Annotated in this window: 26 protein-coding genes; 15 read left to right on the forward strand and 11 right to left on the reverse strand. The window is 47.9% G+C overall.

Annotated elements, in window-relative coordinates:
- Positions 1 to 98: 98 nt before the first annotated feature.
- A complete protein-coding gene (locus tag CBP12_RS08180) occupies positions 99 to 806 on the reverse strand; it encodes a tRNA1(Val) (adenine(37)-N6)-methyltransferase (RefSeq protein ID WP_086963992.1) in 708 nt (235 codons plus the stop codon).
- Between the two features lie 72 nt (positions 807 to 878).
- Here CBP12_RS08180 and srmB point away from each other — a divergent pair, with 72 nt between their 5' ends.
- Both srmB and CBP12_RS13460 read left to right on the forward strand, forming a co-directional pair.
- Entirely contained in the window at positions 879 to 2,240 is a 1,362-nt protein-coding gene (gene srmB, locus CBP12_RS08185; RefSeq protein WP_086963993.1) for an ATP-dependent RNA helicase SrmB, read from the forward strand.
- A 91-nt stretch (positions 2,241 to 2,331) separates the two neighbouring features.
- Positions 2,332 to 2,484 carry a hypothetical protein gene (locus tag CBP12_RS13460; protein WP_157420081.1) on the forward strand — a complete coding sequence of 51 codons (153 nt, stop codon included), beginning with the start codon at positions 2,332 to 2,334 and terminating at the stop codon, positions 2,482 to 2,484.
- A gap of 381 nt (positions 2,485 to 2,865) precedes the next feature.
- On the opposite strand, the gene yaaA is transcribed toward CBP12_RS13460, so the two are convergent.
- The 3 genes from yaaA to CBP12_RS08200 are packed head-to-tail and all read right to left on the reverse strand — an operon-like array spanning position 2,866 to position 5,854.
- Positions 2,866 to 3,642: a peroxide stress protein YaaA gene (gene yaaA / locus CBP12_RS08190; RefSeq protein ID WP_086963994.1), complete on the reverse strand. Its 777-nt coding sequence runs from the start codon at positions 3,640 to 3,642 to the stop codon at positions 2,866 to 2,868.
- A gap of 37 nt (positions 3,643 to 3,679) precedes the next feature.
- Positions 3,680 to 4,789: a PilT/PilU family type 4a pilus ATPase gene (locus CBP12_RS08195; protein ID WP_086963995.1), complete on the reverse strand. Its 1,110-nt coding sequence runs from the start codon at positions 4,787 to 4,789 to the stop codon at positions 3,680 to 3,682.
- A 27-nt stretch (positions 4,790 to 4,816) separates the two neighbouring features.
- Positions 4,817 to 5,854 carry a type IV pilus twitching motility protein PilT gene (locus tag CBP12_RS08200; protein WP_086963996.1) on the reverse strand — a complete coding sequence of 346 codons (1,038 nt, stop codon included), beginning with the start codon at positions 5,852 to 5,854 and terminating at the stop codon, positions 4,817 to 4,819.
- A gap of 35 nt (positions 5,855 to 5,889) precedes the next feature.
- Between CBP12_RS08200 and CBP12_RS08205 the strand changes: the two genes are divergently transcribed.
- The 10 genes from CBP12_RS08205 to mutT all read left to right on the forward strand — a co-directional run bounded on the left by CBP12_RS08205 (position 5,890) and on the right by mutT (position 12,005).
- Positions 5,890 to 6,582 carry a YggS family pyridoxal phosphate-dependent enzyme gene (locus CBP12_RS08205; protein WP_086963997.1) on the forward strand — a complete coding sequence of 231 codons (693 nt, stop codon included), beginning with the start codon at positions 5,890 to 5,892 and terminating at the stop codon, positions 6,580 to 6,582.
- Positions 6,583 to 6,609: 27 nt separating this feature from the next.
- Positions 6,610 to 7,431, forward strand: coding sequence for a pyrroline-5-carboxylate reductase (gene proC, locus CBP12_RS08210; protein ID WP_086965480.1), 822 nt, complete (start codon positions 6,610 to 6,612; stop codon positions 7,429 to 7,431).
- A gap of 9 nt (positions 7,432 to 7,440) precedes the next feature.
- The gene (locus tag CBP12_RS08215) at positions 7,441 to 7,992 is read left to right on the forward strand and encodes a YggT family protein (RefSeq protein ID WP_086963998.1); all 552 of its coding nucleotides are present in this window, start codon (positions 7,441 to 7,443) and stop codon (positions 7,990 to 7,992) included.
- A complete protein-coding gene (locus CBP12_RS08220) occupies positions 7,977 to 8,291 on the forward strand; it encodes a DUF167 family protein (protein WP_232455040.1) in 315 nt (104 codons plus the stop codon). The genes CBP12_RS08215 and CBP12_RS08220 overlap by 16 nt, the downstream gene beginning before the upstream one ends.
- A 37-nt stretch (positions 8,292 to 8,328) precedes the next feature.
- Positions 8,329 to 8,751, forward strand: a complete 423-nt coding sequence (locus tag CBP12_RS08225; RefSeq protein WP_086963999.1) for a DUF4426 domain-containing protein — start codon at positions 8,329 to 8,331, stop codon at positions 8,749 to 8,751.
- Between the two features lie 73 nt (positions 8,752 to 8,824).
- On the forward strand, positions 8,825 to 9,442 hold the full coding sequence (rdgB, locus tag CBP12_RS08230) for an RdgB/HAM1 family non-canonical purine NTP pyrophosphatase (protein WP_086964000.1): 618 nt from the start codon (positions 8,825 to 8,827) through the stop codon (positions 9,440 to 9,442).
- Entirely contained in the window at positions 9,442 to 10,587 is a 1,146-nt protein-coding gene (hemW, locus tag CBP12_RS08235; protein ID WP_086964001.1) for a radical SAM family heme chaperone HemW, read from the forward strand. The genes rdgB and hemW overlap by 1 nt, the downstream gene beginning before the upstream one ends.
- 50 nt (positions 10,588 to 10,637) lie before the next feature.
- On the forward strand, positions 10,638 to 11,372 hold the full coding sequence (gene zapD, locus CBP12_RS08240) for a cell division protein ZapD (protein ID WP_086964002.1): 735 nt from the start codon (positions 10,638 to 10,640) through the stop codon (positions 11,370 to 11,372).
- Positions 11,369 to 11,560: a DNA gyrase inhibitor YacG gene (gene yacG / locus CBP12_RS08245; protein WP_086964003.1), complete on the forward strand. Its 192-nt coding sequence runs from the start codon at positions 11,369 to 11,371 to the stop codon at positions 11,558 to 11,560. Before zapD ends, yacG begins: the two co-directional genes overlap by 4 nt.
- Positions 11,544 to 12,005 (forward strand): 8-oxo-dGTP diphosphatase MutT, encoded by a 462-nt coding sequence (gene mutT / locus CBP12_RS08250; RefSeq protein ID WP_086964004.1) that lies wholly within the window; start codon positions 11,544 to 11,546, stop codon positions 12,003 to 12,005. The genes yacG and mutT overlap by 17 nt, the downstream gene beginning before the upstream one ends.
- A 158-nt stretch (positions 12,006 to 12,163) precedes the next feature.
- On the opposite strand, the gene parC is transcribed toward mutT, so the two are convergent.
- From parC to nudF, 6 genes are all read right to left on the reverse strand, one after another.
- Complete coding sequence (parC, locus tag CBP12_RS08255) at positions 12,164 to 14,431, reverse strand: DNA topoisomerase IV subunit A (RefSeq protein ID WP_086964005.1); 2,268 nt, start codon at positions 14,429 to 14,431, stop codon at positions 12,164 to 12,166.
- A 12-nt stretch (positions 14,432 to 14,443) separates the two neighbouring features.
- On the reverse strand, positions 14,444 to 16,339 hold the full coding sequence (gene parE / locus CBP12_RS08260) for a DNA topoisomerase IV subunit B (protein ID WP_086964006.1): 1,896 nt from the start codon (positions 16,337 to 16,339) through the stop codon (positions 14,444 to 14,446).
- Between the two features lie 120 nt (positions 16,340 to 16,459).
- Positions 16,460 to 17,038: a YqiA/YcfP family alpha/beta fold hydrolase gene (locus CBP12_RS08265; RefSeq protein ID WP_086964007.1), complete on the reverse strand. Its 579-nt coding sequence runs from the start codon at positions 17,036 to 17,038 to the stop codon at positions 16,460 to 16,462.
- A gap of 1 nt (position 17,039) precedes the next feature.
- A complete protein-coding gene (gene cpdA / locus CBP12_RS08270; RefSeq protein WP_408634973.1) occupies positions 17,040 to 17,837 on the reverse strand; it encodes a 3',5'-cyclic-AMP phosphodiesterase in 798 nt (265 codons plus the stop codon).
- A 59-nt stretch (positions 17,838 to 17,896) separates the two neighbouring features.
- Positions 17,897 to 18,265, reverse strand: coding sequence for a DUF1249 domain-containing protein (locus CBP12_RS08275; RefSeq protein ID WP_086965484.1), 369 nt, complete (start codon positions 18,263 to 18,265; stop codon positions 17,897 to 17,899).
- Positions 18,266 to 18,494: 229 nt separating this feature from the next.
- Positions 18,495 to 19,109, reverse strand: a complete 615-nt coding sequence (gene nudF, locus CBP12_RS08280) for an ADP-ribose diphosphatase (RefSeq protein WP_086964009.1) — start codon at positions 19,107 to 19,109, stop codon at positions 18,495 to 18,497.
- 233 nt (positions 19,110 to 19,342) lie between these two features.
- On the opposite strand from nudF, the gene tolC reads away from it, so the two are divergent.
- Complete coding sequence (gene tolC / locus CBP12_RS08285) at positions 19,343 to 20,647, forward strand: outer membrane channel protein TolC (protein WP_086964010.1); 1,305 nt, start codon at positions 19,343 to 19,345, stop codon at positions 20,645 to 20,647.
- A 254-nt stretch (positions 20,648 to 20,901) separates the two neighbouring features.
- Positions 20,902 to 21,654 carry a ZIP family metal transporter gene (locus tag CBP12_RS08290; RefSeq protein ID WP_086964011.1) on the forward strand — a complete coding sequence of 251 codons (753 nt, stop codon included), beginning with the start codon at positions 20,902 to 20,904 and terminating at the stop codon, positions 21,652 to 21,654.
- Between the two features lie 70 nt (positions 21,655 to 21,724).
- Here CBP12_RS08290 and hldE read toward each other — a convergent pair whose 3' ends face one another.
- Positions 21,725 to 23,152, reverse strand: coding sequence for a bifunctional D-glycero-beta-D-manno-heptose-7-phosphate kinase/D-glycero-beta-D-manno-heptose 1-phosphate adenylyltransferase HldE (gene hldE / locus CBP12_RS08295; protein ID WP_086964012.1), 1,428 nt, complete (start codon positions 23,150 to 23,152; stop codon positions 21,725 to 21,727).
- 152 nt (positions 23,153 to 23,304) lie between these two features.
- On the opposite strand from hldE, the gene lpxL reads away from it, so the two are divergent.
- Entirely contained in the window at positions 23,305 to 24,234 is a 930-nt protein-coding gene (gene lpxL / locus CBP12_RS08300; protein ID WP_086964013.1) for an LpxL/LpxP family Kdo(2)-lipid IV(A) lauroyl/palmitoleoyl acyltransferase, read from the forward strand.
- Positions 24,235 to 24,418: the final 184 nt, after the last annotated feature.

Here is a 24,418-nt window from a genome sequence, read left to right on the forward strand (position 1 = left end):
GGCTCTCCCAAAAAAGAGTGACTTTATCTGCAGAGTGCCTGACAGCCGCCGAGCTGCTTATTAGCATAATGGTGCGCTATTAAGATGCAAAGCAAAATTTACAACTTAAGATAAAAAGGTCGTACCAGTCTCAGATATGACTCGCTATAACCTTGGTTTGCAGTGTTAATCCACAGCTGCTCGCGTATTTCTTGGGATTTAACACTACAAAATAGCCCTAAAAAACGCGACGCCTCTTTACCCTCTTTAGTATAAACCTCTTGTTGCTCTACTAAATACAAGTTGTTTAACTGGGCTTCTTGGCGCGCTATATCTAGCGCTTGGTAAGGTAAAATCACCGCCAAACGCCCACTTGGCTGTAATAAACGTTTCGTGTGCTTAAATAAGTCTGCCAAGCTTAAGCTGCTGGTGTGGCGCGCGTGTTGGCGAGCCTGGCACTCAAACGCTTGGCCGGGCTTAAAATAAGGCGGGTTAGCCACTATTAAGTCAAAGGGTTGCTCTTGATAAGCTTGCAAAGCGCCTTGTTTAATCACGACTTTTTGCGGCCAAGGAGAAGCAGCTACATTTTCGCACGCCTGAATTGCCGCTTGTTTATCTAACTCAAGACCTATTATTTTAACCTCAGGCGTAGTGCGCTGCGCCAGCATTAACGCGACTAAGCCAGACCCCGTGCCCACATCTAAGATACGCTTCGCCTGCGCCAGTGTCACCCAAGCGCCGAGCAAGATGCCATCTGTGCCTACCTTCATCGCGCAGCGATCATGATTGATATGAAACTGCTTAAACGTAAAACCGCGACTACTCATGCTGATCCTGTCAGGTTTTTTTATTCCAATTCCCTTATAATACCGCCTTTTAGTAGGCTGACGAGACCGATCATGAGCACTATGACCTTCGAGCAACTGGAACTGGACCCTGTCTTGGTCCGCGCACTGGCTGAAATGGGCTATGCAAAACCGACTACCATTCAGAGCCAAGTGATACCCGAAGCCATGAGCGGACGGGACATTATGGCCTCTGCCCCCACAGGTACGGGTAAAACTGCGGCCTTTTTATTACCCGTATGCCAGCATTTACTAGACTTTCCGCGGCGGAATGCCGGGCCTACGCGCATTCTAATTTTAACGCCCACGCGTGAGCTGGCGATGCAAATTGGTGACGATGCTAAAAAAATTGTAAAGCACACCCCTTTAAAAGTAGAAGTGATCACCGGTGGCGTGCATGAAAGCCAACATTTACCCGCGCTCACTAAAACTACCGATATTGTGGTGGCGACGCCGGGGCGTTTGTTGCAATACATTGAAGAAGAGTCGTTTGATAGCCGCGATATTGAAATGCTGGTGCTCGATGAGGCAGACCGCATGCTTGATATGGGCTTTATCCGCGAAGTGGACCGTATTGCCGCAGAAGCGCGCTGGCGTCGGCAAACCATGTTGTTTTCGGCTACGTTAGAAGGCAAAAGCTTAATGAAGTTTGCTGCCGATTTATTAAGTAACCCCGTTCAACTGAGTGCCGAGCCACCGCGCAGCGAGCGTAAAAAAATCAACCAGTGGGTGCACTTAGCCGATAATCCTGAGCACAAGTTTGCTTTATTAGTACATTTATTACGCCAAGCAGAAGTAAAGCGCAGCATTATTTTTGTGAAAACTCGCGATCGCTTAATGGAGCTGGCGAGTCGCTTACAACAAGAAGGGCTGTATAACGCTTGGTTGCGCGGCGAAATGGAGCAAGAAAAGCGCGTTGAGGCGCTGGGCCGCTTTCGAATTGGGCGAGTCAACATCTTAGTTGCCACCGATGTGGCCTCACGAGGCATAGACTTACCCGAAGTGAGTCATGTTATTAACTACGATATGCCGCGCACCGCTGATGTCTATGTACACCGCATTGGGCGCACCGGTCGTGCCGGCCAAAAAGGCACCGCCATTAGCTTAGTCGAAGCCCATGACATGCCCTTATTACTACGGATAGAAAAATACATTGAAGAGCCGCTTAAGCGCCGTATCGTCGATGAGTTAAGGCCGCAACATAAAGAAGCGCGGGTAAACTCAGGTAAGCGCAAAGATAAAAACAAAAATAAGCAGACAAGCCCAGTTAAAAAAGAAAAGGTACGCTTGCGTGATACTAAGGCTAAGGGCAAGCCAAAATGGGCAGGCCCTAAACCCGGTGAAGCCGTGATCCCTAAGCCTAAGAAAAAAGCTGCTCCCGCGCCGCAGTGGGATGATGAGGATGACGACGAGTAACATTTTTAAAGATAGGCACCTTGAGGTGGCTATTTTTTTGCACAAAAAATTAACTATGCTTAAAGGCCGCTACTTACTATGACGAGCGCCCATGAGAGCATCTTATTTAGCCCAGTCACCGCACAACTCGCGACGCCGCTTAGTGCGGCGCCAAACGATGGATCGCCGCGACTTGCTTAGAGGTGAGCCTCCTTACCAAGCCAGTCGGCGCCAGCTTGCCCGACGAGTGAATGATACTTTGTAGCTAATACACTTTTATATTGGGAAGTAGCTTGGGAGAGCGCCATAAAAAAACCGGCCCATAAGAGCCGGTCAAAAATGCAAATGAAGAAGAAGTATAACAATCAGTAAGCACATAACATCAGAGCCTAGCCCTTGGCAAAGGTTCCAGATTTTTTTAAATTATTTTATAAATTCCTGTAAATAATGGCCGAAGAGCAAGACGAGCGCTTGGCCATAAAAAAACCGGCCCAGAGGGGCCGGTTAAAACAGAAAATGAAGAGAGAGTATTCAAATTCAGTAAGCACACTAGTTATGAGCCAAGCTGTAGCAAAAGGTTCATACTTTTTTAAATTTTTTAGCGATTCTTTTTAAACCCGCTGCGTCTCACCTGTAAATGAAGCCCTTAAAGCTGCTCTTCACGCTTAAACACCAGCTCGGTGGCACTGGACTCTGCTTCTACAAAATAATAACCATCAACAGCAAATTGTGTTAACTGACTTACTTCACTCAGCTGATTTTGTATGATGTAGCGCGCCATTAGGCCACGTGCTTTCTTGGCGTAAAAACTAATAATTTTATATTGACCATTTTTGCAGTCTTTAAAAACTGGCGTAATAATTTGACCACTTAAGCGCGTCGGCTTTACTGACTTAAAATACTCATTTGATGCTAAATTAATCACCACATTATCGCCTTGCTCGGCTAATGCCTCATTAAGCTTATCGGTGATGATATCGCCCCAAAACTGATACAGGTCTTTACCGCGCTCGTTATCGAGCTTAGTGCCCATTTCAAGGCGATAAGGCTGCATTAAGTCCAGTGGCCGTAATAAGCCATATAAGCCGGACAATATACGTAAATGCATTTGTGCAAACGTAAAATCTTTTTTGCTTAGGCTTTCTGCATCCAGCCCCGTATAAACATCGCCTTTAAATGCCAGCAGCGCTTGTTTGGCATTGTGCGGCGTAAACTCTGGCTGCCAATCAGCAAAACGCGCGACATTGAGTCCAGCGAGCTTATCGCTAATTTTCATTAGCTTGCTCAAATCAGTTGGTGTTAACTGGCGAGCGCGCTCAATCAACAAGGCCGACTCTGCCAGTAACTCAGGCTGAGTAAAGTCTTTAATAATCGCAGGTGTGTCAAAGTCGAGCGTTTTAGCAGGAGAAACAACAATTAGCATCACTTACCTCTGTGTAGTTCAAATAAAGAGCCGCCATTTATTCAATGGTTACATTATCTAATAAGCCGCCTTCTAAGCCCTTGCCTCCTGCTTGTAACTTGATCATAAGGCGCACATCATTTGGAGAGTCAGCATAGGCAAGCGCTTCGCTATAGCCGATTTGGTTTTGGTTATAAAGATCAAACAAGGCCTGATCAAAGGTTTGCATACCTTGCTCACGAGACTTGCTCATCACTTCTTTAATGCGATGGAGCTCGCCTTTGCGGATCAACTCTGCCATTAACGGACCATTTAGTAGCACTTCAAAAGCACCGCGCCGCTGGCCTTGTTCATGGGTGGGAATTAATTGTTGCGCCACAATGGCTTTAAGATTAAAGGATAAATCAAACTGTAATTGTCGATGCTTACTTTCTGGGACTAAATGCATAATGCGATCCAGCGCTTGGTTGGCATTATTAGCGTGCAACGTAGCCATACATAAATGGCCGGTTTCGGCAAAAGACAAAGCATAATTCATGGTTTCTTCAGAGCGTATCTCACCAATCGCAATCACGTTCGGCGCTTGGCGAAGCGAGCTTTTTAAGGCGGCAGCAAAAGAGACGGTATCTATGCCCACCTCACGCTGAGTAATAATAGAGCGCTCATGTTGGTGTACAAATTCAATAGGATCTTCAATAGTTAAAATATGATCGTCACTATGGCGATTACGATAACCCAGCATAGCCGCCTGAGTAGTCGACTTACCCGCACCAGTGCCACCCACAAATAGCACCAGTCCACGCTTCGCCATGGCGACTTCTCGTAAACAATCTGGCAAAGAGAGTTCTTCAAAAGAGGGGATATGACTTTGAATGCGCCGGATCACCATGCCCGCTTTTTCTTGTTGCCAAAAAGCACTGACTCTAAAGCGGCCTAATTGGGCATCACTAATGGCAAAGTTAGCTTCTTTTTGGTCATGAAACTGCGCCCGCCCCTCCGGTGTCATGCAAGACTCTACTAGCGCTAAACTCTGTCTTGCACTGAGCTTAGTGTCGTTTATCGCCACTAAATGTCCTTGGCGCTTAAGGGTGGGGGCCACCCCCACTGAGATATATAAGTCTGATGCGTGTTGTTCCACCATGGCTTGCAACAAAGGGCTTAATTGCATTGCTCTCTCCAGTAGTTGAGACCGGCGTTATTGAAAACTGTGACTGTCTACGGCTTGGGTGCGGGCATCGACAATAGAAATATGGCCAGAGTTAACTAAGTTTCTTAAACACTGATCCAGTGTTTGCATGCCATGAGCCATACCGGTTTGGATCACCGAATACATTTGCGCAACTTTATCTTCTCGGATCAAGTTGCGGATCGCGGGAGTGCCTAACATAATTTCATGCGCGGCAATGCGCCCCCCTTCGGTTTGCTTCAGTAAGGTTTGTGAAATCACAGCGCGCAGCGACTCAGAGAGCATAGAGCGCACCATGGCTTTTTCATTACCCGGAAATACATCCACAATGCGGTCAATACTTTTAGCGGCGGAAGAGGTATGCAGCGTCGCAAACACTAAATGTCCCGTTTCGGCGGCGGTTAAGGCTAAGCGAATGGTATCAATATCACGCAACTCACCCACTAAAATAATATCGGGGTCTTCACGCAAAGCGGAGCGCAGCGCATTACTAAAAGAGTGGGTATCACGATGCACTTCTCGTTGATTAACTAAGCATTTTTTATTGTCATGCACAAACTCAATCGGATCTTCAATAGTAAGAATATGCTTATTAAAGTGCTCGTTAATGTGATTAATCATGGCGGCGAGTGTAGTGGACTTACCGGAGCCGGTGGGCCCGGTCACTAACACTAGGCCTTTTTGATATTCAGCAATACGGCGAAAAATATCAGGGCAAGCCAGCTGCTCTAAGGTTTGTACTTCACTTGGGATCACACGAAATACGGCGGCCGCGCCACGGGCTTGATGATACGCATTAACCCGAAAGCGCGCCAAGCCGGTTAAATCAAAAGAAAAGTCGACTTCCAGCTCATCTTCAAATTCTTTGCGCTGGCGATCATTCATGATCTCATAAACCAAACGGTGCACATCGGCATGCTCTAATACTGGCAGGTTTATTTTTCTAATATCGCCATCAACACGAATTTGGGGCGCTACCCCTGCAGATAGGTGCAGATCAGAGGCATTATGCTTTACACTAAACGCCAATAATTCCGTAACATCCATTCTCCGTCCCTCTTGCCTTTGGTTTTATTATTCATATGAAGACTATCCTACAACAGCTGCAGCAGGTTCACGACAGAATTGCCGCCGCCGCCCATGCCTGCGATCGCTTGCCTGAGCAAGTGCACTTATTAGCGGTCAGCAAAACTAAGCCCATCGCCGCCATTGAGGCCGCCTATCAAGGCGGACAGCGCCAATTTGGCGAAAACTACGTACAAGAAGCCATTGAAAAAATTCAGGCACTGAGCGCGACGCACTTGGATATTGAATGGCATTTAATTGGGCCTCTTCAGTCGAATAAAACCAAAGTGGTGGCTGAGTATTTTGCTTGGGTGCAAACCCTAGATCGTTTAAAAATTGCCGAACGTCTTAGCCAACAACGCCCGGCGCATTTAGCGCCACTACAAGTGTGCTTGCAGGTAAATATTAGCCGCGAAGCCAATAAGTCTGGGATATTGCCAGAAGAAGTGGCAGCACTCGCTGATAAAGTAGCGCAATTACCGCAGTTAAACTTACGCGGGTTAATGGCCATTCCTGAGGCGACTGAGGATACAGAAAAACTAAAGTCACAATTACTAGAGTTGCAGCAACTCTTTGATAGAATGGCACAAATTTATTCAAGCCTAGACACCCTATCGGTGGGCATGAGTAATGATCTTGAAATTGCCGTCGCCTGTGGTAGCACCCTAGTTAGGGTGGGCACCGCCATCTTTGGCACACGACCTACGTGAGTAAGCATAATGAATACCAGCACAGTCATAGAACATCGTAATCTGGCTTTTATTGGTGCAGGCAATATGAGCCGCAGCTTAATTTCTGGATTAATTAAAGCCGGCTACCCCCCTTCCTCTATCATGGCGGCTAATCCGTCTAAAGGTAAGCTCAGCCAATTGGCAAAAGAATTTGGCATTGGTGTTAGCCAAGATAATAGCGAAGTGGCGAACTGGGCCCAGGTAGTGGTGTTAGCAGTAAAACCACAAATGATGGCCGAGATGCTCAACGCTTTAGGGCAGACAGCCCAATTATTATCAGGCAAATTATTAATTTCTATTGCTGCAGGTCTGTCAGTCACTCGCTTAACCGAGCTTACGGGTCAAACACGCATTATTCGCACTATGCCCAATACTCCCTCGTTATTAGGCTTGGGCATGACCGGTTTATATGCCTCAAGCGCAATTAACCAAGACGATCGAGATTACGCCGAGCAGATGATGCAAGCGGTCGGCAAAACCTTGTGGCTTAATGACGAAGATGGCATAAATAAGATCACCGCCGCCGCCGGCAGTGCACCTGCTTATTTTTTCTTATTTATGGAAGCCATGGCAGCACACGCAACTGCATTGGGCTTTAGCGCTGAAGAGGCCCGACTTTTAGTTGAGCAAACTGCGCTCGGTGCGGCTAATATGGTCAGCGCCAATCCCGATGTCTCCTTAAGCGAGCTAAGAGCGCAAGTGACATCAAAAGGCGGCACTACAGCGCAAGCGATTGCCCATTTTCAAGCACAGGCACTGGATACGCTCGTCGCGGATGCGATGAATGCGGCGCTATTGCGCGCCCGAGAACTCGAAACACAGCTCTAAGGACACCCCATGAATACCGCTTATTATCTGATTAATACCTTATGCGATCTGTATTTGATGGTCGTATTGCTGCGAATTTGGCTGCAATGGGTGCGCGCTGATTTTTATAATCCAGTGAGTCAATTTGTATTAAAGGCCACTAATCCCGTATTAGTTCCTTTAAGACGCTTTATTCCTGGCTTTTTTGGCATCGATTTTGCCGCTCTAGTGCTAGCGGCATTAATTGTGGCGCTTAAATTAACTTTATTACATGCGCTACTGTCTGAAGCCAGCATTGGTCTGTATTGGTTGTTACTCATCGTCCTTACCATAGTAAAAAAAGCCGGCGTTATGCTGTTTTGGATATTAATAGTGCGGGCGCTGTTAAGCTGGGTTAGCCAAGGCAATAACCAAGTTGAATACTTAATGTTTCAACTCACCGAACCCTTACTTGCGCCCATTCGTCGTATTATCCCCGCCATGGGTGGGCTCGATTTATCGATGTTGGTACTATTTATTATTCTACAGGTGCTGAACTTCTTAATGAGCGATCTGTTCGGCGCATTGTGGCTGAGCCTGTAACACTGGCGGTACAACTGATTAATGAGACGCTAGCGCTGCGTATTTATCTGCAGCCTAAAGCGTCTCGTGATCAATTTGTTGGCTTGCATGATGGCGCACTAAAAATTGCCATTACCGCCCCGCCCATTGAAGGCAAGGCCAATAAACATTTATTAAAATGGCTAGCTAAGCAATGCCGCGTCGCCCAGTCTCAGGTACGCTTACAAAGCGGGGTAACCAGTCGCCATAAACAGGTGATTATTCAACGCCCCACTGTTATACCAGCACCCTTATTACGTTTACTGGACAAAGCAGACTAAAATACACACTGACAACCTTTAACAATAAGGAAAGGTTATGCTAAAAAATTTAGTACGCGGCCTCTGGCTGAGCTTATTATTGATCCCCGCCCTTGGCCACGCTGCTGAGAAAAAAGTAGGGGATTGGACGATACATTATAATGCCCTCCCTTCTACCTTTTTAACGCCCGAGGTCGCTAAGGCTAATCGCATTGAGCGCAGCCGCTACAATGGCTTATTAAATATTGCCGTGCTAGATAGCCAAGGAAAATCGGTGCAAGTGAATATGACGGGCCAAGGAAAAACCTTAATTGGTACGGTACGCAAATTAGAGTTTCAAACCATTCGTGAAGGCGACTCCATTTACTACATCGCCGAATACCCTTATCGCAATGAAGATAATGTGTTATTTACCATCGATATTAAAGCGCCTAAGCGCGGTGCAGAGCTGAGCTTTCGCCATACTTTTTACACGGATTAATAGCGCTTAAGCTAACGCCCTTGCCTAACAGGCGTGTAATTCGTTTTAGTGCCCTAAGGGCAAGAGAAAGTTAATGACTAAACAGATAGTACTGGCCTCTGGTAATATTAAAAAAGTGGCCGAATTACAAAGTCTACTCACGACTTTAAACTTAAATGTCGTGCCCCAAAGTGAGTTTGGTGTTAGCGACGCCAAAGAGACCGGCACCACGTTTGTGGAAAACGCCATTATTAAAGCCCGTCATGCCGCCTCGGTGACCGGCTTACCAGCCATTGCCGATGACTCTGGCATTAGCGTGGCCGCCCTTGATGGTCGCCCAGGTGTGTACTCGGCGCGTTTTGCCGGTGAACACGCCAGCGATCAAGAAAATCTCGAGTTATTGCTTAGTCAGCTAGCAGGCGTGCCCAGCGGCCAACGCCAAGCCACCTTTTGGTGTGTATTAGTATATTTACGCCACGCTCACGACCCCACGCCCCTCATTTGTACCGGCACTTGGCAAGGAGAGATCACCACCCATGCTCGTGGCGTACGCGGCTTTGGTTATGATCCTATTTTTTGGGTAGCAGAGGCCGATAAAACCGCTGCCGAGCTCACTAACGAAGAAAAAAACAAGTTGAGTCACCGCGGCCAAGCCTTGCGCCAGCTGCAAAGCTTATTTTTAGCCGATCTATCTTTACAAGAACCAAGCTAATGCTACAGCTGCCTCCTTTAAGTTTATATATCCATATTCCTTGGTGTGTTCAAAAATGTCCCTATTGCGACTTTAATTCTCATACCTTAAAAGAAGCCATTCCCGAACCAGCTTATATTAGTGCCCTGTTAGCGGACTTGCGCCAAGATCTGCATTTAGCGCAAGGGCGCACGCTATATAGCATTTTTATTGGTGGCGGTACCCCAAGCCTAATGAGCCCTGCCGCCATTAAGCAGTTACTAGCGGGCGTGCGGGCGCTTATTCCCTTTAAAGAACAGATGGAAATTACCTTAGAGGCCAATCCGGGCACGGTAGAAGCGGGACGCTTTGCCGGCTTTAAAGAGGCGGGGGTAAATCGGATCTCCATCGGCATTCAAAGCTTTCACGCGCAACAGCTAACGCGCTTAGGACGTATTCACGATCCCGAACAAGCCCGTTTTGCCGCTAAAGAGGCGGCAAAAGTAGGCTTAACCAGCTTTAATGTGGACTTAATGCACGGCTTACCGGATCAAAGTGTAGATGATGCGTTGTCGGACTTAGCACAAGCCATTGCGCTGGCCCCGCCCCATTTATCTTGGTACCAACTGACCATAGAGCCCAATACGCCTTTTGCTTCTCGCCCGCCGGTATTGCCCGAAGATGACATTTTGGCCGATATTTATGAGCAAGGTCATGACTTATTGTTAGCCCACGGCTATCAGCAATATGAAGTGTCGGCCTATGCCAAACCCGGTTTTGAGGCGCAGCACAACCTGAATTACTGGCGTTTTGGTGATTACTTAGGTATTGGCTGTGGCGCCCATGGAAAAATTACTTTGCCATTAGAAGGTAAGCTAGTGCGCACCGTTAAGGTAAAGCATCCCAAAGGCTATTTAGACTCCAATCGAGCCTATTTAGATCATTACACTGCCATAGCTGCGCAGGATCTGTCGCTGGAATACTTTATGAATCGGCTGCGATTATTTGAGCCCATCCCTAAGCAAGAAATTTCTCAGCTAACCGGAGTTTCTGCTACCGAGCTAGAAGCCCCGCTAGCAGAAGCTTTACGCCGCGAGCTGCTTATTGAAACCGCGAACCATTGGCAAGTGAGCCCACTGGGACGGCGCTTTCTTAACCCGTTACTGGATTTGTTTATTGGCCACTAATCTGGGTAACATTAGCCCCATTACAGCCTTCACTCGCAGGCCGGAGCCTTATGTCGACACTGATTTACGAATATCCCCTTAATGAAAAATGCCGTAACTATTTACGCTTAAGTGATTTATTTCAACAAATTAATCAATGCCGTAGTTTAGAAGCCAGTGGCCAAACCGTGGCCTTATTTAAAGCATTGCTTGATATTATTGAATTATTAGAACGTTGCGATATTCGCACCGAACTCGCTAAAGACTTAACCATTGAAAAAGATAAATTAGCCGCGTGGTCAGAAGTCCCCGGCATCGACACCAGCGCGCTTGATCATATGCAGGTGCAGTTAGCTGACTTTAGCCAGCAACTGCCTCGTGCACCGCGCTTTGGCCAGCTATTACGCGAAGATAAATTGCTGGCTGCGGTGCGCAGTCGCTTTTCTATTCCTGGTGGCTTGTGCTCTTTTGATGTGCCCCAGCTGCACTATTGGTTACATCAACCTAAAGCAAATCAACAGCAAGATATTGATGGCTGGTTAAAGCAATTGCAGCTTTTACAACAAGGGCTAGAATTACTACTTACCTTGTGGCGCGAGGTAGGCCAGTTTCAGCCCCTCACCGCCCATAATGGCTTTTACCAAGATGATGCTGCCAATACTCATATTATTCGGGTGCGCGTCCCCGCTGCTCAGGCTATTTATCCGGTAGTCAGCGGTAATAAATATCGCTACACCATACGCTTTATGCCGGTGGATAATCATGAGATTGGTAATGTTGAATTTGAATTGGCGAATATAAAATGACTGCTCCTTTAACTGTCTCCTGCCCCACTTGTAACGCCACTGTGCCATGGGGCGAACAAAGCCCCTATCGCCCTTTTTGCAGTAAGCGCTGTCAGCTTATTGACTTAGGGGAATGGGCAGATGAAGAAAAGCGTATTGCCGGCGATCCGGTATGGCTACCCGAGCAAGATAATGAAAACGAGTACTAACACCACGCCAGCAGCCATAGCTAAGGTGCTAGTAGCGGTAGGCGTAATAGAAAATAGCCAAGGCCAAATTTTTATCTGTCGCCGAAGCGCGCATCAGCATCAAGCGAATAAATGGGAGTTTCCTGGCGGCAAGGTAGAAAGTGGCGAAACAATCCCCCAAGCACTGGCGCGCGAATTAGCAGAAGAAGTGGGGATTACCGTTTTAGCTTGCGAGCCGTTAATGCAAATAGAGCACGATTACGCAGATAAACACGTCTCCTTAGCCATTCGCAAAGTGATTGCCTTTAGTGGCGAGCCTAGCGGCTTAGAAGGCCAGGTCAGCCGCTGGGTGGCGGTGAGTGAGCTTAGTCATTACGACTTCCCTAAGGCTAACGGCCCTATTATCGCTAAGCTGCAACAAGCCGCACTCGACGAATCATCAAGTGATACTTTGGACGGGCTGTAGTCCGTTATCTTAGCGAAAGTCAGGAGCTCAGCTTTCGCTTTTAAGGACTAAGAACGAGATACCGAGGCAAGCTCGGTATGGCGATAGTATCGGCTTTATATATGCCGTCATCTCAGCTCAAGATGACGGCATGCATTTTAGGTTAGCTTACGGCTGCCCTACTCGGCGCTTGGCGTGACTTCCTCAACCTCTAAACTATCTACGCGCTGCAAGCCACGTGGCAAGAGTGCACCGCGACGGCCCCGCTCACCTTGATAGTGCGCGAGATCGGTCGCCTTTAAGGTGAGCTTGCGCTTACCGGCATACAAGGTGACGCTCGCACCCTCTGGCACCACCACCAATTGCTTAATAAAGTCTTCTCGAGCTTGGACTTTAGCACCTGTAATGCCGATGATCTTATTGCCCTTACCTTTACTTAATAGCGGCAAGTCTTGCAGCGGGAACAACAGCATGCGCCCCTCATTGGTTACTGCTAAACATTGGCTATTTTCAACCTGAGTAATGGCTGCCGGCGCTAATACTTGCCCGCCTTTAGGCACACTTAATAATGCTTTACCGTTTTTATTACGACTGAGCATATCGGCAAAACGACACACGAAGCCGTAACCTGCATCTGAGGCCAATAAGAATAATTGTTCCTCCTCAGCCATCAATACAAAACTGGGTTGTTCGCCAGGGCTTAAACTGCAGCGCCCTGTTAAAGGCTCGCCTTGGCCGCGCGCTGAGGGTAGGCCATGAGCTTCTTGGCCATAGGCACGACCAATGCTGGTTAAAAACACCGCCATTTGGTTACTGCGACCTTTAGCCGCCGACAAAAAGCTATCGCCAGCGCGATAGCTTAAACTGCTGCCATCGACCTCATGCCCTCTAGCCGAGCGGATCCAGCCTTTTTCTGACAAGACGACGGTGACCGGCTCACTGGGGATCAGCTCTTTTTCACTTAAGGCTTTTGCTTCACTGCGCTCTACTAAGGGCGAGCGACGTTCGTCGCCATATTTTTCGGCATCAGCTTGGATTTCTTTGCGGATCAAGGTGCTTAAACGACGCTCTGAGCCTAATAAAGCGGTGAGTTTATCGCGCTCGGCGGCAAGCTCATCTTGCTCCCCGCGGATTTTCATTTCTTCTAACTTGGCTAAATGGCGTAATTTTAACTCTAAAATGGCTTCTGCTTGAGTGCTAGTAAGCTCAAATCGACTCATTAGTACCGGCTTTGGCTCATCTTCGCGGCGAATAATCTCAATGACTTCGTCAATATTTAAAAACGCCGCTAATAAGCCCGCTAAAATATGCAGCCGAGCTTCCACTTTATCTAGTCGATGCTGCAAACGATTGCGCACTGTTTGGCGGCGAAAGCTAAGCCACTCGCTTAAGATGATATCGAGAGTTTTCACTTGCGGCTTATTATTTAAGCCCAGCATATTTAAGTTAACGCGATAGCTTTTTTCCAGATCGGTACTAGCAAACAAGTGCTGCATTAACTGTTCAACGTCTACCCGATTAGAGCGAGGAATTATTACTAGCCGAGTGGGGTTTTCATGATCCGCCTCATCACGCAAGTCCGCTACCATCGGCAGCTTCTTCGCCTGCATTTGCGCGGCAATTTGTTCTAAAATCTTGCCACTGCTGGCTTGGTGCGGCAATGCCGTCACAACAATATCGCCGTGCTCCATCTCATAAACGGCGCGCATCTTGATACTGCCGCGCCCCGTTTCGTAGATTTTTTGGATATCGGCAGGCGGCGTAATAATCTCGGCATCGGTGGGATAATCTGGCCCTTTTACAAACTGCATCAACTCAGAGACATCGGCCTTAGGATGATCTAACAGATGCACACACGCACTCGCCAGCTCACGAATATTATGGGGCGGAATATCGGTGGCCATGCCCACGGCAATGCCAGTAATGCCATTCATTAGAATGTGCGGTAGGCGCGCCGGTAACATGCGCGGCTCATCCATGGTGCCATCAAAATTGGGGATCCACTCTACCGTGCCTTGACCCAATTCTGACAAGAGCAATTCTGAATAACGAGACAGTCGCGCTTCTGTATAACGCATGGCGGCAAATGATTTAGGATCATCCGGTGCCCCCCAGTTTCCTTGACCATCTACTAATGGATAGCGATAAGAAAAAGGTTGCGCCATTAACACCATGGCTTCATAACAGGCCGAGTCGCCGTGAGGGTGATATTTACCTAATACATCGCCGACGGTACGCGCCGATTTTTTATGTTTAGAGCTGGCCGATAAACCTAGCTCACTCATGGCATAGATAATGCGCCGCTGCACCGGCTTTAGACCATCACCGATATGGGGCAAGGCCCGATCCATGATTACATACATGGAGTAATTAAGGTAAGCCTGCTCGGTAAAGGTGTGCATGGGCAGGCGTTCAACGCCTTCCATGGTAAAATCATTTGTACTCATTTAATCTTTTCCTCAAAGCAGCGGATCGACCAAGTTACCCTTGGTTTCTAACCATTCTCGACGATCCCCAGCGCGCTTTTTGGCCAGCAACATATCCATTAAGGTGTCTGTGGCTTGCATATCTTCTACGGTGAGTTGTACTAAGCGGCGCGTGTTAGGATCGAGCGTGGTTTCACGCAGCTGCTTAGGGTTCATTTCACCTAAGCCTTTAAAGCGGGTGACTTGGATCTTGCCTCGTTTTTTCTCGGCTTTAATGCGATCTAAGATGCCATCGCGCTCGCCTTCATCCAGCGCGTAGTGCACCTCTTTTCCAATATCAATACGATATAAAGGCGGCATCGCCACATAGACATGGCCTTGTTCCACCAGATGGCGAAAATGGCGCATAAAAAGCGCACATAATAGAGTGGCAATGTGTAAGCCATCGGAGTCGGCATCGGCCAAGATACAAATCTTGCCATAGCGCAGATCCGTTAAATCTGTGGAGTCAGGATCCAGACCAATAGCTACCGAAATATCGTGTACCTCTTGCGAGGCCAATACTTGGCCAGAGTCCACTTCCCAAGTATTTAAAATTTTACCGCGCAGCGGCATAATCGCTTGAAACTCCCGATCGCGCGCTTGCTTAGCACTGCCGCCTGCTGAGTCGCCCTCTACTAAAAACAGCTCACCGCGCAGCGGATCTGAGCAAGCACAGTCGGTGAGTTTGCCAGGTAAGGCAGGCCCTTGGGTAACTTTTTTGCGTACCACTTTTTTCGCTTGGCGCAAGCGACGCTGAGCACTGCTAATACACAGTTCAGCAATTTGCTCAGCTAATTCAGTATGTTGGTTTAGCCACAGACTAAAGGCGTCTTTAACCACGCCAGAGACAAAGGCCGAGCTTTGGCGAGAAGATAAGCGCTCTTTAGTTTGGCCAGCAAATTGCGGGTCTTGCATTTTTACCGATAAAATATAGGCACAGCGCTCCCAAATATCATCGGGAGTTAGCTTAACGCCTCTTGGCAGCAAGTTTCTAAATTCGCAAAACTCACGCATGGCATCAAGCAAGCCTTGGCGCAAACCATTTACGTGGGTTCCGCCTTGAGTTGTGGGGATTAAGTTTACATAACTCTCACCTATGCCCTCGCCCCCCTCGGGTAGCCAAGTGAGCGCCCATTCCGCAGCGCTAAATTCGGCGCTAAAATTGCCAACAAAGGGGACTTCTGGCAAACAAGTAAAGTCTTTTACCGACTCTACTAAATAATCTTGTAAGCCATCCTCATAAAACCACTCTAAGGTTTCGTCATTTACTTTATCAACAAAGCGCAGCGTCAGGCCTGGGCATAATACTGCCTTGGCTTTTAATAAGTGCTTAAGGCGAGAGACAGAAAATTTTCCGGAGTCAAAATAGCTAGCATCGGGCCAAAAATGCACGCGAGTCCCCGTATTACGCTGGCCACAGGTGCCAGTGACGGTAAGCTCGCTTACCTTAGTGCCATGCTCAAAGGCCATTTCATAGACTTGACCACCGCGGCGGATAGTTACATCTAGGCGGGAGCTCAGCGCACTTACCACAGAAATACCCACCCCGTGTAAGCCACCGGAAAACTGATAACTCTTATTAGAAAATTTACCGCCAGCATGCAGCTTGGTAAAAATAAGCTCCACCCCTGAAATACCTTCTTCAGGGTGAATATCCACCGGCATGCCGCGACCATTATCAATCACTTCCAGCGATTGATCGGGATGTAATATCACTTCTATCTTATTGGCGTGGCCGGCGAGGGCCTCATCAACGCTGTTGTCGATGACTTCTTGGCCAAGGTGATTAGGGCGCGTAGTGTCGGTATACATGCCGGGACGACGACGCACCGGCTCTAGGCCATTGAGTACCTCAATGGCATCAGCAGTATATTGACTGGATGACATATTGACCCTAAATAATCAGAATTCGTGGCCGCATCTTACTACTTAGCACTAGTGGCTGTCAGCTTTAAGAGAATTCGCGAATAAGGGAGCAGAGATTGAGGATGAGTAGGTGCGTGTAGATCAAAGCTGTAAAAAGCGAATGATTTGCGCGCAGTAATGATGAAAGCCAATAAAGGAATGATCGCCACCTTTTTGGATACACACCCGAGCAAAGCGGTAATATTCTAATGCCTCACGATAATCGAGTACTTCATCACCTTGTTGCTGTAATAGCCAAATACGATCCATGCAGCTGGGCGTATTTACTCGCAACTCCCTCAGCACTTGTATGTGTTGTTCAGTGAGAAGATAGCGCTGCTGAGTATAGGGATTAAGTTGCTCGCCTAAATAATCTTTAAGCAACCAATGAGGATTAACAGCCGGATTAATAACCACAGCCCGTACGCCATACGTTTCGGCGACACGCGTTGCTAAAAAGCCACCTAAGGAGCTACCCGCTACGCCAAATGGCTCATCGGCTTCAACTAAGGCCTCACATATAGTGGCGATTTGTGTCCAAGCGTCGGCAGGCGTAACCGCTAACTGCGGGCAAATAAACTGAATATCGGGGCGTTTTTGCTGCAGATAGGCCTGCATTTCTTGCGCCTTAATGGATTGCGGCGAGGAGTTAAAGCCGTGTAAGTAAAGCAGAGTCGACATCTTAATATCCGGTAGCGCTAAAATCGGGAGCAAAGGCATGGTGGGGTAAACGCCACACTTGGGTACTTAAACGGCCATCGGGATACAAAGACAGCGCTCGCCAACCTGGCGCCATGCTATCGAGCGCAAAGTCATCAGACAGTGGCTTGAATTGAATACAAGTAGCGGGACTCGCCAAAAAACGAATGCCTTGGTGATATTCGTCAAATCCTTGGTGGACATGCCCACATAACACTACTTTGGCCGCTTTATGTTGCATTAACAGCGCCTTTAGCGCCTCGCTGTTACGCAAATTATGTTGATCAAGCCAAGCACACCCCACAGGTACCGCCTGATGATGCACCGCCAGTAATAGGTGATGCTCAGGGTAGTGAGTGATGGCTTGCTCTAATAAGCTTAATTGCGCACTTGATAGCTCACCAAAAGTTTCACCGGGTATTTGGGTATCTAAAAGCAACATTTGCCATTGGCCACACACTAAATGTTTGGCGTTGCTAATGCCGGCCGCATCTAATTCCGCTTGCATCAATTGGCCATCATCGTGATTGCCAGGCAACCAAAATACCGGCGGAGCCAGCTCACTCATCAGTGAGCTAAAGTGACGATAAGAAGCCGGCGTTTGGTCTTGAGATAGATCGCCGGTCGCTAAAATAAAATCATGGGCCAGCGGCGTTAATTCAGTCGCATTTTCTAAGATAGCATCTACCACAGCACGCGCACTATGCCAGGGCGCTATACCTAAAAAGTCAGCATTTTTATCCGCAAATAAATGGGTGTCGGTAATTTGTAGCACTTCCACCACACGGTCTGTACGGTGCGGTGCAAGGAGTTGAGAATGTAATTGTTGGGGCGTGTGCGTCAAATTTGTTTAACCGTGCTAAAGCCATGTTGTAGGCAACATTTTAGCCATTCGGCTAAAAAAAGATTCACCTGCTCTTTTTCATTACGCTGGTGCATTTTGTCATTAGGGTAATAATAACTCGAACGCAGGGTCAATATCTGTTGGCTAGCACACACTTCGGCCATTCTTACATCATGATATAAGCGCGCTCTCACTTTCATGCGCATAAAAGAAGGTAAGTGAGGGCTACATTGCTCAATAGAGATATGCCAAGTGTAGGGGGCGACTTCTAATACCTTAAGCACAAACAAGATATGGTCGCTAATGGCCACCGACACGCAATCACCTACCTCGGCCTTGTGAGGTAGCAATTTCATCAACGCCATGTAATTAACCTCACAGGTTCGCTGTAAGGTTTTTAAATCAGGTACATAGCGGCGTGAGAGAACTGTGGTGGTCAAATAATTTCTCCTTGCCACCTCAATTAGGTGGCCTTTATTTCGCGTGCTTAATGTGTGTAAGCACCCGCTTTATTATGCACTATTACACCTGTTTTTAGGATTAACGCCAAGTGAGTCAGTCGGGGCCTGCGAAAGGGGCTTCATAAAGGACAGCTTAATTGAACACTTGTTCCCGATTTAGCGCCAACCATTGCAGAGCAATAATCGTACTGGCGTTATCTAACTTGCCTTCACTCATCCATTGCATCGCCTGCTGACGAGGCACTCGGTGTACGCGGATATCTTCACTCTCATCGCTTAATCCGCCAAGACGAGGGGCTAAACTGGCATCCACTTCCCCTAAAAATAAGCTAATACGCTCACTACACCCACCCGGGCTTGGGTAATAGGTGCTAATGGGGATAAGCTTATTTAAAGTGAGCCCAGCTTCTTCTTCGGCCTCGCGATGCACCACGTCTTCGGCGGTTTCGCCCTCTTCTACTATGCCGGCTACTACTTCTAGTAACCAAGGGCTACCGGGTTCATAAATGGCACCGACGCGAAACTGCTCCACTAAGATAATTTCATCACGCACAGCGTCATAAGGCAGCACAGCTGCCGCATGGCCGCGAATAAATAGCTCACGAGTAATTTCTTCGCTCCAGCCGCCCTTAAATAATTTATGGCGCAAATGCACGCGCAATAAGCGAAAAAAGCCGCGATATCCGACCTCTTGGCGAATAATTTCTGCATCTTCTGCCCCAAACTGGGCGTCATCTTTAATAGTCATAGCGACTCCTTCTTGACTTTTAAGCGGTAAATTTTAGACTAATGCTCCAAATGAATGAACGTTCATTCATAAAACGTTTTATATTTTAGTGACTGGGCTAAACTCTGAGTTAGGGAGTCATGAATAAGCTGCCTAACTCAGAATACTGATGTTACTCTTACATTTATCCATATCAAACATCTAGCCTGCCCGCTCGGCTTCATGGCTTACCTGTTACATAAGGCAAAAAAATAATGAAAAAAACGCTATTATCGACCTTGATCTTGCTTAGCGTCGCAGGTCCTACCCACGCCGAAGACTTACTCGATATTTATCAGCAAGCCACCCAAAACGATCCTGTGGTAAGAGAAGCTAAAGCGGTAAGAGATCAGGCATTTGAAAAAATAAACGAGTCACGCGCCCCGCTATTGCCGCAAGTTAATTTAAGTGCCGATGCAAATTACATTCAAAGCAGTCGAAGTGATCGCAACACCGCCGGCGCTAACTTAGGCTTAAGCCAAGCACTCTATCGCCGTTCGAGCTGGGTAAATCTAGATATTAGCGAAAAGCTCGCCACCCAAGCCGATGTTAACTATAAACAAATACAACAAGATTTAATTCTGCGTGCTAGTCGTGCCTACTTTGATGTCCTCAATGCTGAAGACGCCTTAAGCTTTGTGCAAGCCAATAAAGAAGCCCTTAATCGCCAGTTAGAACAAACCAAACAGCGTTTTGAAGTAGGGTTAAGTGCCATGACTGATGTGCATGAAGCCCAAGCACAATATGACCAAGCCTTAGCAGAAGAAGTTAGCGCTGAAAACGAGGTTAATAACAGCAAAGAAGCGCTGCGCGAGCTAACCAACATGGGCTACGCCCAGCTTGATAAACTCAACACTGAGTCCTTTAGTCCAGAAAAATCCATTATTAATGCCGATGCATGGTTAGAGATAGCACTAGAGCAAAATTTAGAGCTGCATAAACAGCGCATTGCTAAAGACATTGCTAATGAACAAATTGATTTAGCCCGCTCCGGCTATCACCCCACCCTCGACTTAAAAGCGGGCTTGGGTAGTAATTATGTGGATTATAAAGACGCCAATGTCCCAGGTAACCAAGATGGCACCGTGAACGAGGGTACCATCGGCTTGTCTTTTAATTTACCGGTCTTTACCGGCGGCGCCACCAATTCCCAAGTTAAACAAGCGCAATTTAATTATGTGGCGGCCAGCGAACAACTGGAGCGCAGCTTTCGCTCGGTGAAAAGCCAAGTGTATTCTAATTATAATGATGTGGGCGCCGCCGCAGGCTCAGTGCGAGCCTTTGAGCAATTTGTTATCTCAGCCCAAAGTGCGCTCGATGCCACTGAAGCCGGTTATGAAGTAGGGACGCGCACCATAGTTGATGTGCTCATTGCCACGCGCCAGCTTTATAACGCTAAGCAAAACCTAGCCTCGGCGCGCTATAACTATATTATTAACCAGCTCGCACTAAGACAGGCGGCCGGCAATCTTACCGAGCAAGACTTAGTAGCCATTAATAGCGGCTTAATAAGAAAGTAATTAAGCGCTATGCCCCAAAAATAATCAGCACCGCCTCAACAGAGGCGGTGCTTTTTTAGCCTCTCAATCGCCCCCCAAGCTCGCTCAGTCTCTTTGTAAATCCCAACTCTCATTTTTTTCAAGATGCGAAGCTAAGCTGTTAATTTGGCATCTCGTAGCGCCACCACTTAGCTAACTGTTATTTGCCTATAAAGCACTAACATCGCTAAATTTAAAACATCAAGAGCGCTAGTCCATTGTTATAAGGAGTGTAAATGAACTCAGCATGGTCCGCGGCGTGGTGGGGCTTAGTCGGTGGTGGCGCTTTAGTGTTTGGAGCGGCAACGGGGTATTGGCTTAACGTGCCTAAGCGCGTCATTGCCGGCGTGATGGCTTTTGGCAGTGGCGTTTTAATCTCGGCATTATCATTTGAGCTAATGGCCGCCGCTTTTAAGGGTGCAGGGATCACCGCTACTGCACTGGGCTTTTTGCTCGGTGCTGTTTGTTATGCCGCCGCTAATCGCCTGCTGGTTAGCTATGGCGCCAAGCATCGTAAACGCTCTGCAGATAAGCAACCCAGTGAAGCAGAGCAACCCGGCAGTGGCGCCGCCATTGCTATGGGTGCCTTGTTAGATGGCATACCTGAGTCGATAGTGATTGGCTTAAGCATATTACACGGTGGTGAGGTGAGTGTAGCGGTGGTGGTGGCTATCTTTTTATCTAATATTCCAGAGGGGCTATCAAGCTCAGCAGGTATGAAAAAAGCCAAGCGCTCCGCTTACTTTATATTTGGGGTTTGGTCGGTAATAGCCGTGCTCTGTAGCCTAGCCGCCTTGGGTGGGTATGTGTTATTTGCACAAGTGTCACCCTTTGTTATTGGCCTAACTACGGCCATCGCAGCCGGAGCCATGCTCACTATGGTAGTCGATACTATGATCCCCGAAGCCTTTGCCAGTGCACATAACTGGACAGGCTTAATTGCCGTATTAGGTTATTTGATGTCTTTTTCTTTATCTATGCTGGGCTGATAGACGTATTTTAAATAAAAAAACCGAGCGCTGAGCTCGGTTTCCTTCTTTAGCGGTATTAGAAACTCTGTTAACCTCGAGTACGGATCGCTTGAATAATGGCGGTGGTGGAGCAGCCTTCTTCAAAGTTCAGTACTTTAACTTCTCCGCCATTCGCAGTCACTTCCTCAAAGCCGGCAATCTCTTCGGGTTTATAATCACCGCCTTTTACTAATACATCGGGCAAGGTTTCGCTAATTAAGCGCTGTGGGGTATCTTCAGCAAAGGGCACTACCCAGTCTACTGCGCCTAAACCGGCTAATACCGCCATGCGTCTATCTACGGTATTCACAGGACGACCCTCGCCTTTAAGCGCGCGCACTGAGGCATCGGTATTCACTGCCACCACTAAGCGATCGCCTAGTTGGCGAGCATGGTTTAAGTAAGATACGTGGCCGGCATGCAAAATATCAAAGCAGCCATTGGTCATTACTATTTTTTCACCGCGGCGGCGTGCAGCTTCCATTACTTGCTTTAATTGCACCTCGGTAACCACCCCCATGCCCGACTCAGGCGTGCCATATAGCACATTAGCCAATTCAATCGCCGATACCGTAGAGGTGCCAAGCTTGCCCACCACGATACTGGCAGCCACGTTGGCTAAGGCACAGGCTTCATCTAAATGCAGCCCTGCGGCCAGTGCGGTGGCCAGCGTAGCAATGACGGTATCGCCCGCCCCTGTTACATCAAACACCTCATGAGCTTGGGCGGGCAAGTGTAACTCGTGCTCGTCGGCATGAATTAACGTCATGCCATGCTCTGAGCGGGTGACAAGCAGTGCTTTAAAGCCGAACTTTTTCATTAATTCGCGACCACGGCGCACTAAGTCTTGTTCATCTTGCACCTTGCCCACCACAGCTTCAAATTCGCTCATATTAGGAGTAAGCAAAGTAGCGCCGCGATATTTTTCAAAGTCGGATCCTTTAGGATCCACTAATACCGGCACTCCAGCGCGATTAGCTTCTTGGATAAGTGCTTGGACTTGTGTGAGAGCACCTTTGGCGTAGTCTGATAAAATAAGCACCCCCGCCTGAGTCAAGGCGCTGCGCGTTTTTTCAGTTAGCGGCGCGGCGTCATCAGGCCCAAAGCTGTCTTCAAAGTCTAAGCGCAATAATTGCTGATTACGGCTCATTACCCGCAACTTAGTAATAGTAGGGTGGCTATTTAAGCGTACAAAATCACATTCCACGCCGACACCGTGCATTTTCTCATGTAGCGCGCGAGCGGCTTCATCGTTACCGGTTAACCCTAGTAGACGCGCATTTGCGCCAAGGGCCGCGATATTAAGCGCCACGTTCGCCGCTCCCCCTGGGCGCTCCTCGTTATGCTCAACTTTTACGATAGGCACAGGTGCTTCTGGAGAAATACGTTGAGTAGGGCCAGACCAGTAGCGGTCTAGCATCACATCGCCAACAACTAGCACCTTGGCATGATCGAATTCCGGTAACTTGATTTTCATGGTCTGACTCTTTTGCACAGGAAAGGGGAAATCTTATCATAAACCCTCTTAAAACATAGCGCCCCGCCTAGCCGCTAGCGGGTGTATTAGTGGTCTTTGGTGTCGAAGTTAATTAGAATTCCTACATTCACTGTTCACGGCGATCACTGTTTATGGCTTTGCAACCTGCTTTCCAAGCGTCCTTTTCCTTAGCGCTACTTCATCCTCGTTATCTGGCTAATTGGTTAGGCTTAAGTCTGTTATGGCTATTAGTCACTTTTTTGCCTTGGCGCGCGCAAATGGCTATAGGCAGAGGTTTAGGTCGCCTATCGATGCGAGTATTAGGCTCGCGGGTAAAGATTGCTCAGCGAAATTTAGCCTTGGCTTTACCCGAGCTTGACCAAGCTGAACGCGAGCGCCTACTGATTGCTAACTTTGAAAGCGTGGGCTGTGCAGTATTTGAAACTGGTATGGCCTGGTTTTGGCCCGATTGGCGAATGCGAGCACTCACTCGCATGGAAGGCACCGAGCATGTGGATGCGGCCGTTAACCAAGGTCAAGGCATGCTGTTATTGTCGGCACACTTTTTAACGCTGGAGCTTAACGCTCGCCAATTTGGTCTCTATCGCCCAGGCGTTGGGGTGTATCGGCCTAATACCAATGCGGTATTAGAATATGCCCAAGTGAGTGGCCGCTGTCGCTCTAATAAATACTTAGTGGATCGGCTCAATATTAAAGGCATGCTTAAGGCATTGCGCCAAGGCGATGCGCTTTGGTACGCACCAGACCATGATTATGGTAGTCATGCCAGCGTTTTCGTGCCCTTTTTTGCCGTAGAGCAGGCCGCCACTATTACCGGTACTGCCACCTTGGCTCGCGTTAAAAAAACCGTGACCTTGCCTTGCTTTACTGTTCGTGAAGCAAATGGCTATCGCCTATTAATTCAAGCACCTATGGCCAACTTTCCGATTGGTGATGATAGACAAGATGCCATGGCAAGCAATCAAGTCATTGAAGCGGCTATTCGCTTAGCGCCAGAGCAATATATGTGGTTGCACCGACGCTTTAAAACCACGCCCGAGGGCGTAGCGTATCGCTATTAAAAGCCGTGATACGCTGTCCGTCACATAAAACTGTACGTTCTATGTAACACTGTCCTGCTGAACTTGATTCAGCATCTTGTACGTATGATAGATAATTCCAAATAAGATCCTGATTGCCATCAGGATGACAGCGTACTCATGGCGATCATGCGATTTTTATTTAACGTACGGCTTAAAGCTTGCG

Origin of the sequence: Oceanisphaera avium (assembly GCF_002157875.1) — a bacterium.
Taxonomy (GTDB): Bacteria; Pseudomonadota; Gammaproteobacteria; order Enterobacterales; family Aeromonadaceae; genus Oceanimonas; species Oceanimonas avium.

Coding starts and splice junctions, on each gene's coding strand:
- CBP12_RS08225 (WP_086963999.1), top strand. CDS start 8,329: ATGCTAAAAAATTTAGTACGCGGCCTCTGGCTGAGCTTATTATTGATC.
- nudF (WP_086964009.1), bottom strand. CDS start 19,109: ATGACTATTAAAGATGACGCCCAGTTTGGGGCAGAAGATGCAGAAATT.
- lpxL (WP_086964013.1), top strand. CDS start 23,305: ATGGCTTTGCAACCTGCTTTCCAAGCGTCCTTTTCCTTAGCGCTACTT.
- CBP12_RS08275 (WP_086965484.1), bottom strand. CDS start 18,265: ATGGCGTTGATGAAATTGCTACCTCACAAGGCCGAGGTAGGTGATTGC.
- parC (WP_086964005.1), bottom strand. CDS start 14,431: ATGAGTACAAATGATTTTACCATGGAAGGCGTTGAACGCCTGCCCATG.
- CBP12_RS08180 (WP_086963992.1), bottom strand. CDS start 806: ATGAGTAGTCGCGGTTTTACGTTTAAGCAGTTTCATATCAATCATGAT.
- mutT (WP_086964004.1), top strand. CDS start 11,544: ATGAAAACGAGTACTAACACCACGCCAGCAGCCATAGCTAAGGTGCTA.
- CBP12_RS08200 (WP_086963996.1), bottom strand. CDS start 5,854: ATGGATGTTACGGAATTATTGGCGTTTAGTGTAAAGCATAATGCCTCT.
- zapD (WP_086964002.1), top strand. CDS start 10,638: ATGTCGACACTGATTTACGAATATCCCCTTAATGAAAAATGCCGTAAC.
- CBP12_RS08195 (WP_086963995.1), bottom strand. CDS start 4,789: ATGCAATTAAGCCCTTTGTTGCAAGCCATGGTGGAACAACACGCATCA.
- yaaA (WP_086963994.1), bottom strand. CDS start 3,642: ATGCTAATTGTTGTTTCTCCTGCTAAAACGCTCGACTTTGACACACCT.
- srmB (WP_086963993.1), top strand. CDS start 879: ATGAGCACTATGACCTTCGAGCAACTGGAACTGGACCCTGTCTTGGTC.
- rdgB (WP_086964000.1), top strand. CDS start 8,825: ATGACTAAACAGATAGTACTGGCCTCTGGTAATATTAAAAAAGTGGCC.
- CBP12_RS08290 (WP_086964011.1), top strand. CDS start 20,902: ATGAACTCAGCATGGTCCGCGGCGTGGTGGGGCTTAGTCGGTGGTGGC.
- CBP12_RS08215 (WP_086963998.1), top strand. CDS start 7,441: ATGAATACCGCTTATTATCTGATTAATACCTTATGCGATCTGTATTTG.
- yacG (WP_086964003.1), top strand. CDS start 11,369: ATGACTGCTCCTTTAACTGTCTCCTGCCCCACTTGTAACGCCACTGTG.
- parE (WP_086964006.1), bottom strand. CDS start 16,339: ATGTCATCCAGTCAATATACTGCTGATGCCATTGAGGTACTCAATGGC.
- CBP12_RS08205 (WP_086963997.1), top strand. CDS start 5,890: ATGAAGACTATCCTACAACAGCTGCAGCAGGTTCACGACAGAATTGCC.
- hldE (WP_086964012.1), bottom strand. CDS start 23,152: ATGAAAATCAAGTTACCGGAATTCGATCATGCCAAGGTGCTAGTTGTT.
- CBP12_RS13460 (WP_157420081.1), top strand. CDS start 2,332: ATGAGAGCATCTTATTTAGCCCAGTCACCGCACAACTCGCGACGCCGC.
- CBP12_RS08265 (WP_086964007.1), bottom strand. CDS start 17,038: ATGTCGACTCTGCTTTACTTACACGGCTTTAACTCCTCGCCGCAATCC.
- hemW (WP_086964001.1), top strand. CDS start 9,442: ATGCTACAGCTGCCTCCTTTAAGTTTATATATCCATATTCCTTGGTGT.
- tolC (WP_086964010.1), top strand. CDS start 19,343: ATGAAAAAAACGCTATTATCGACCTTGATCTTGCTTAGCGTCGCAGGT.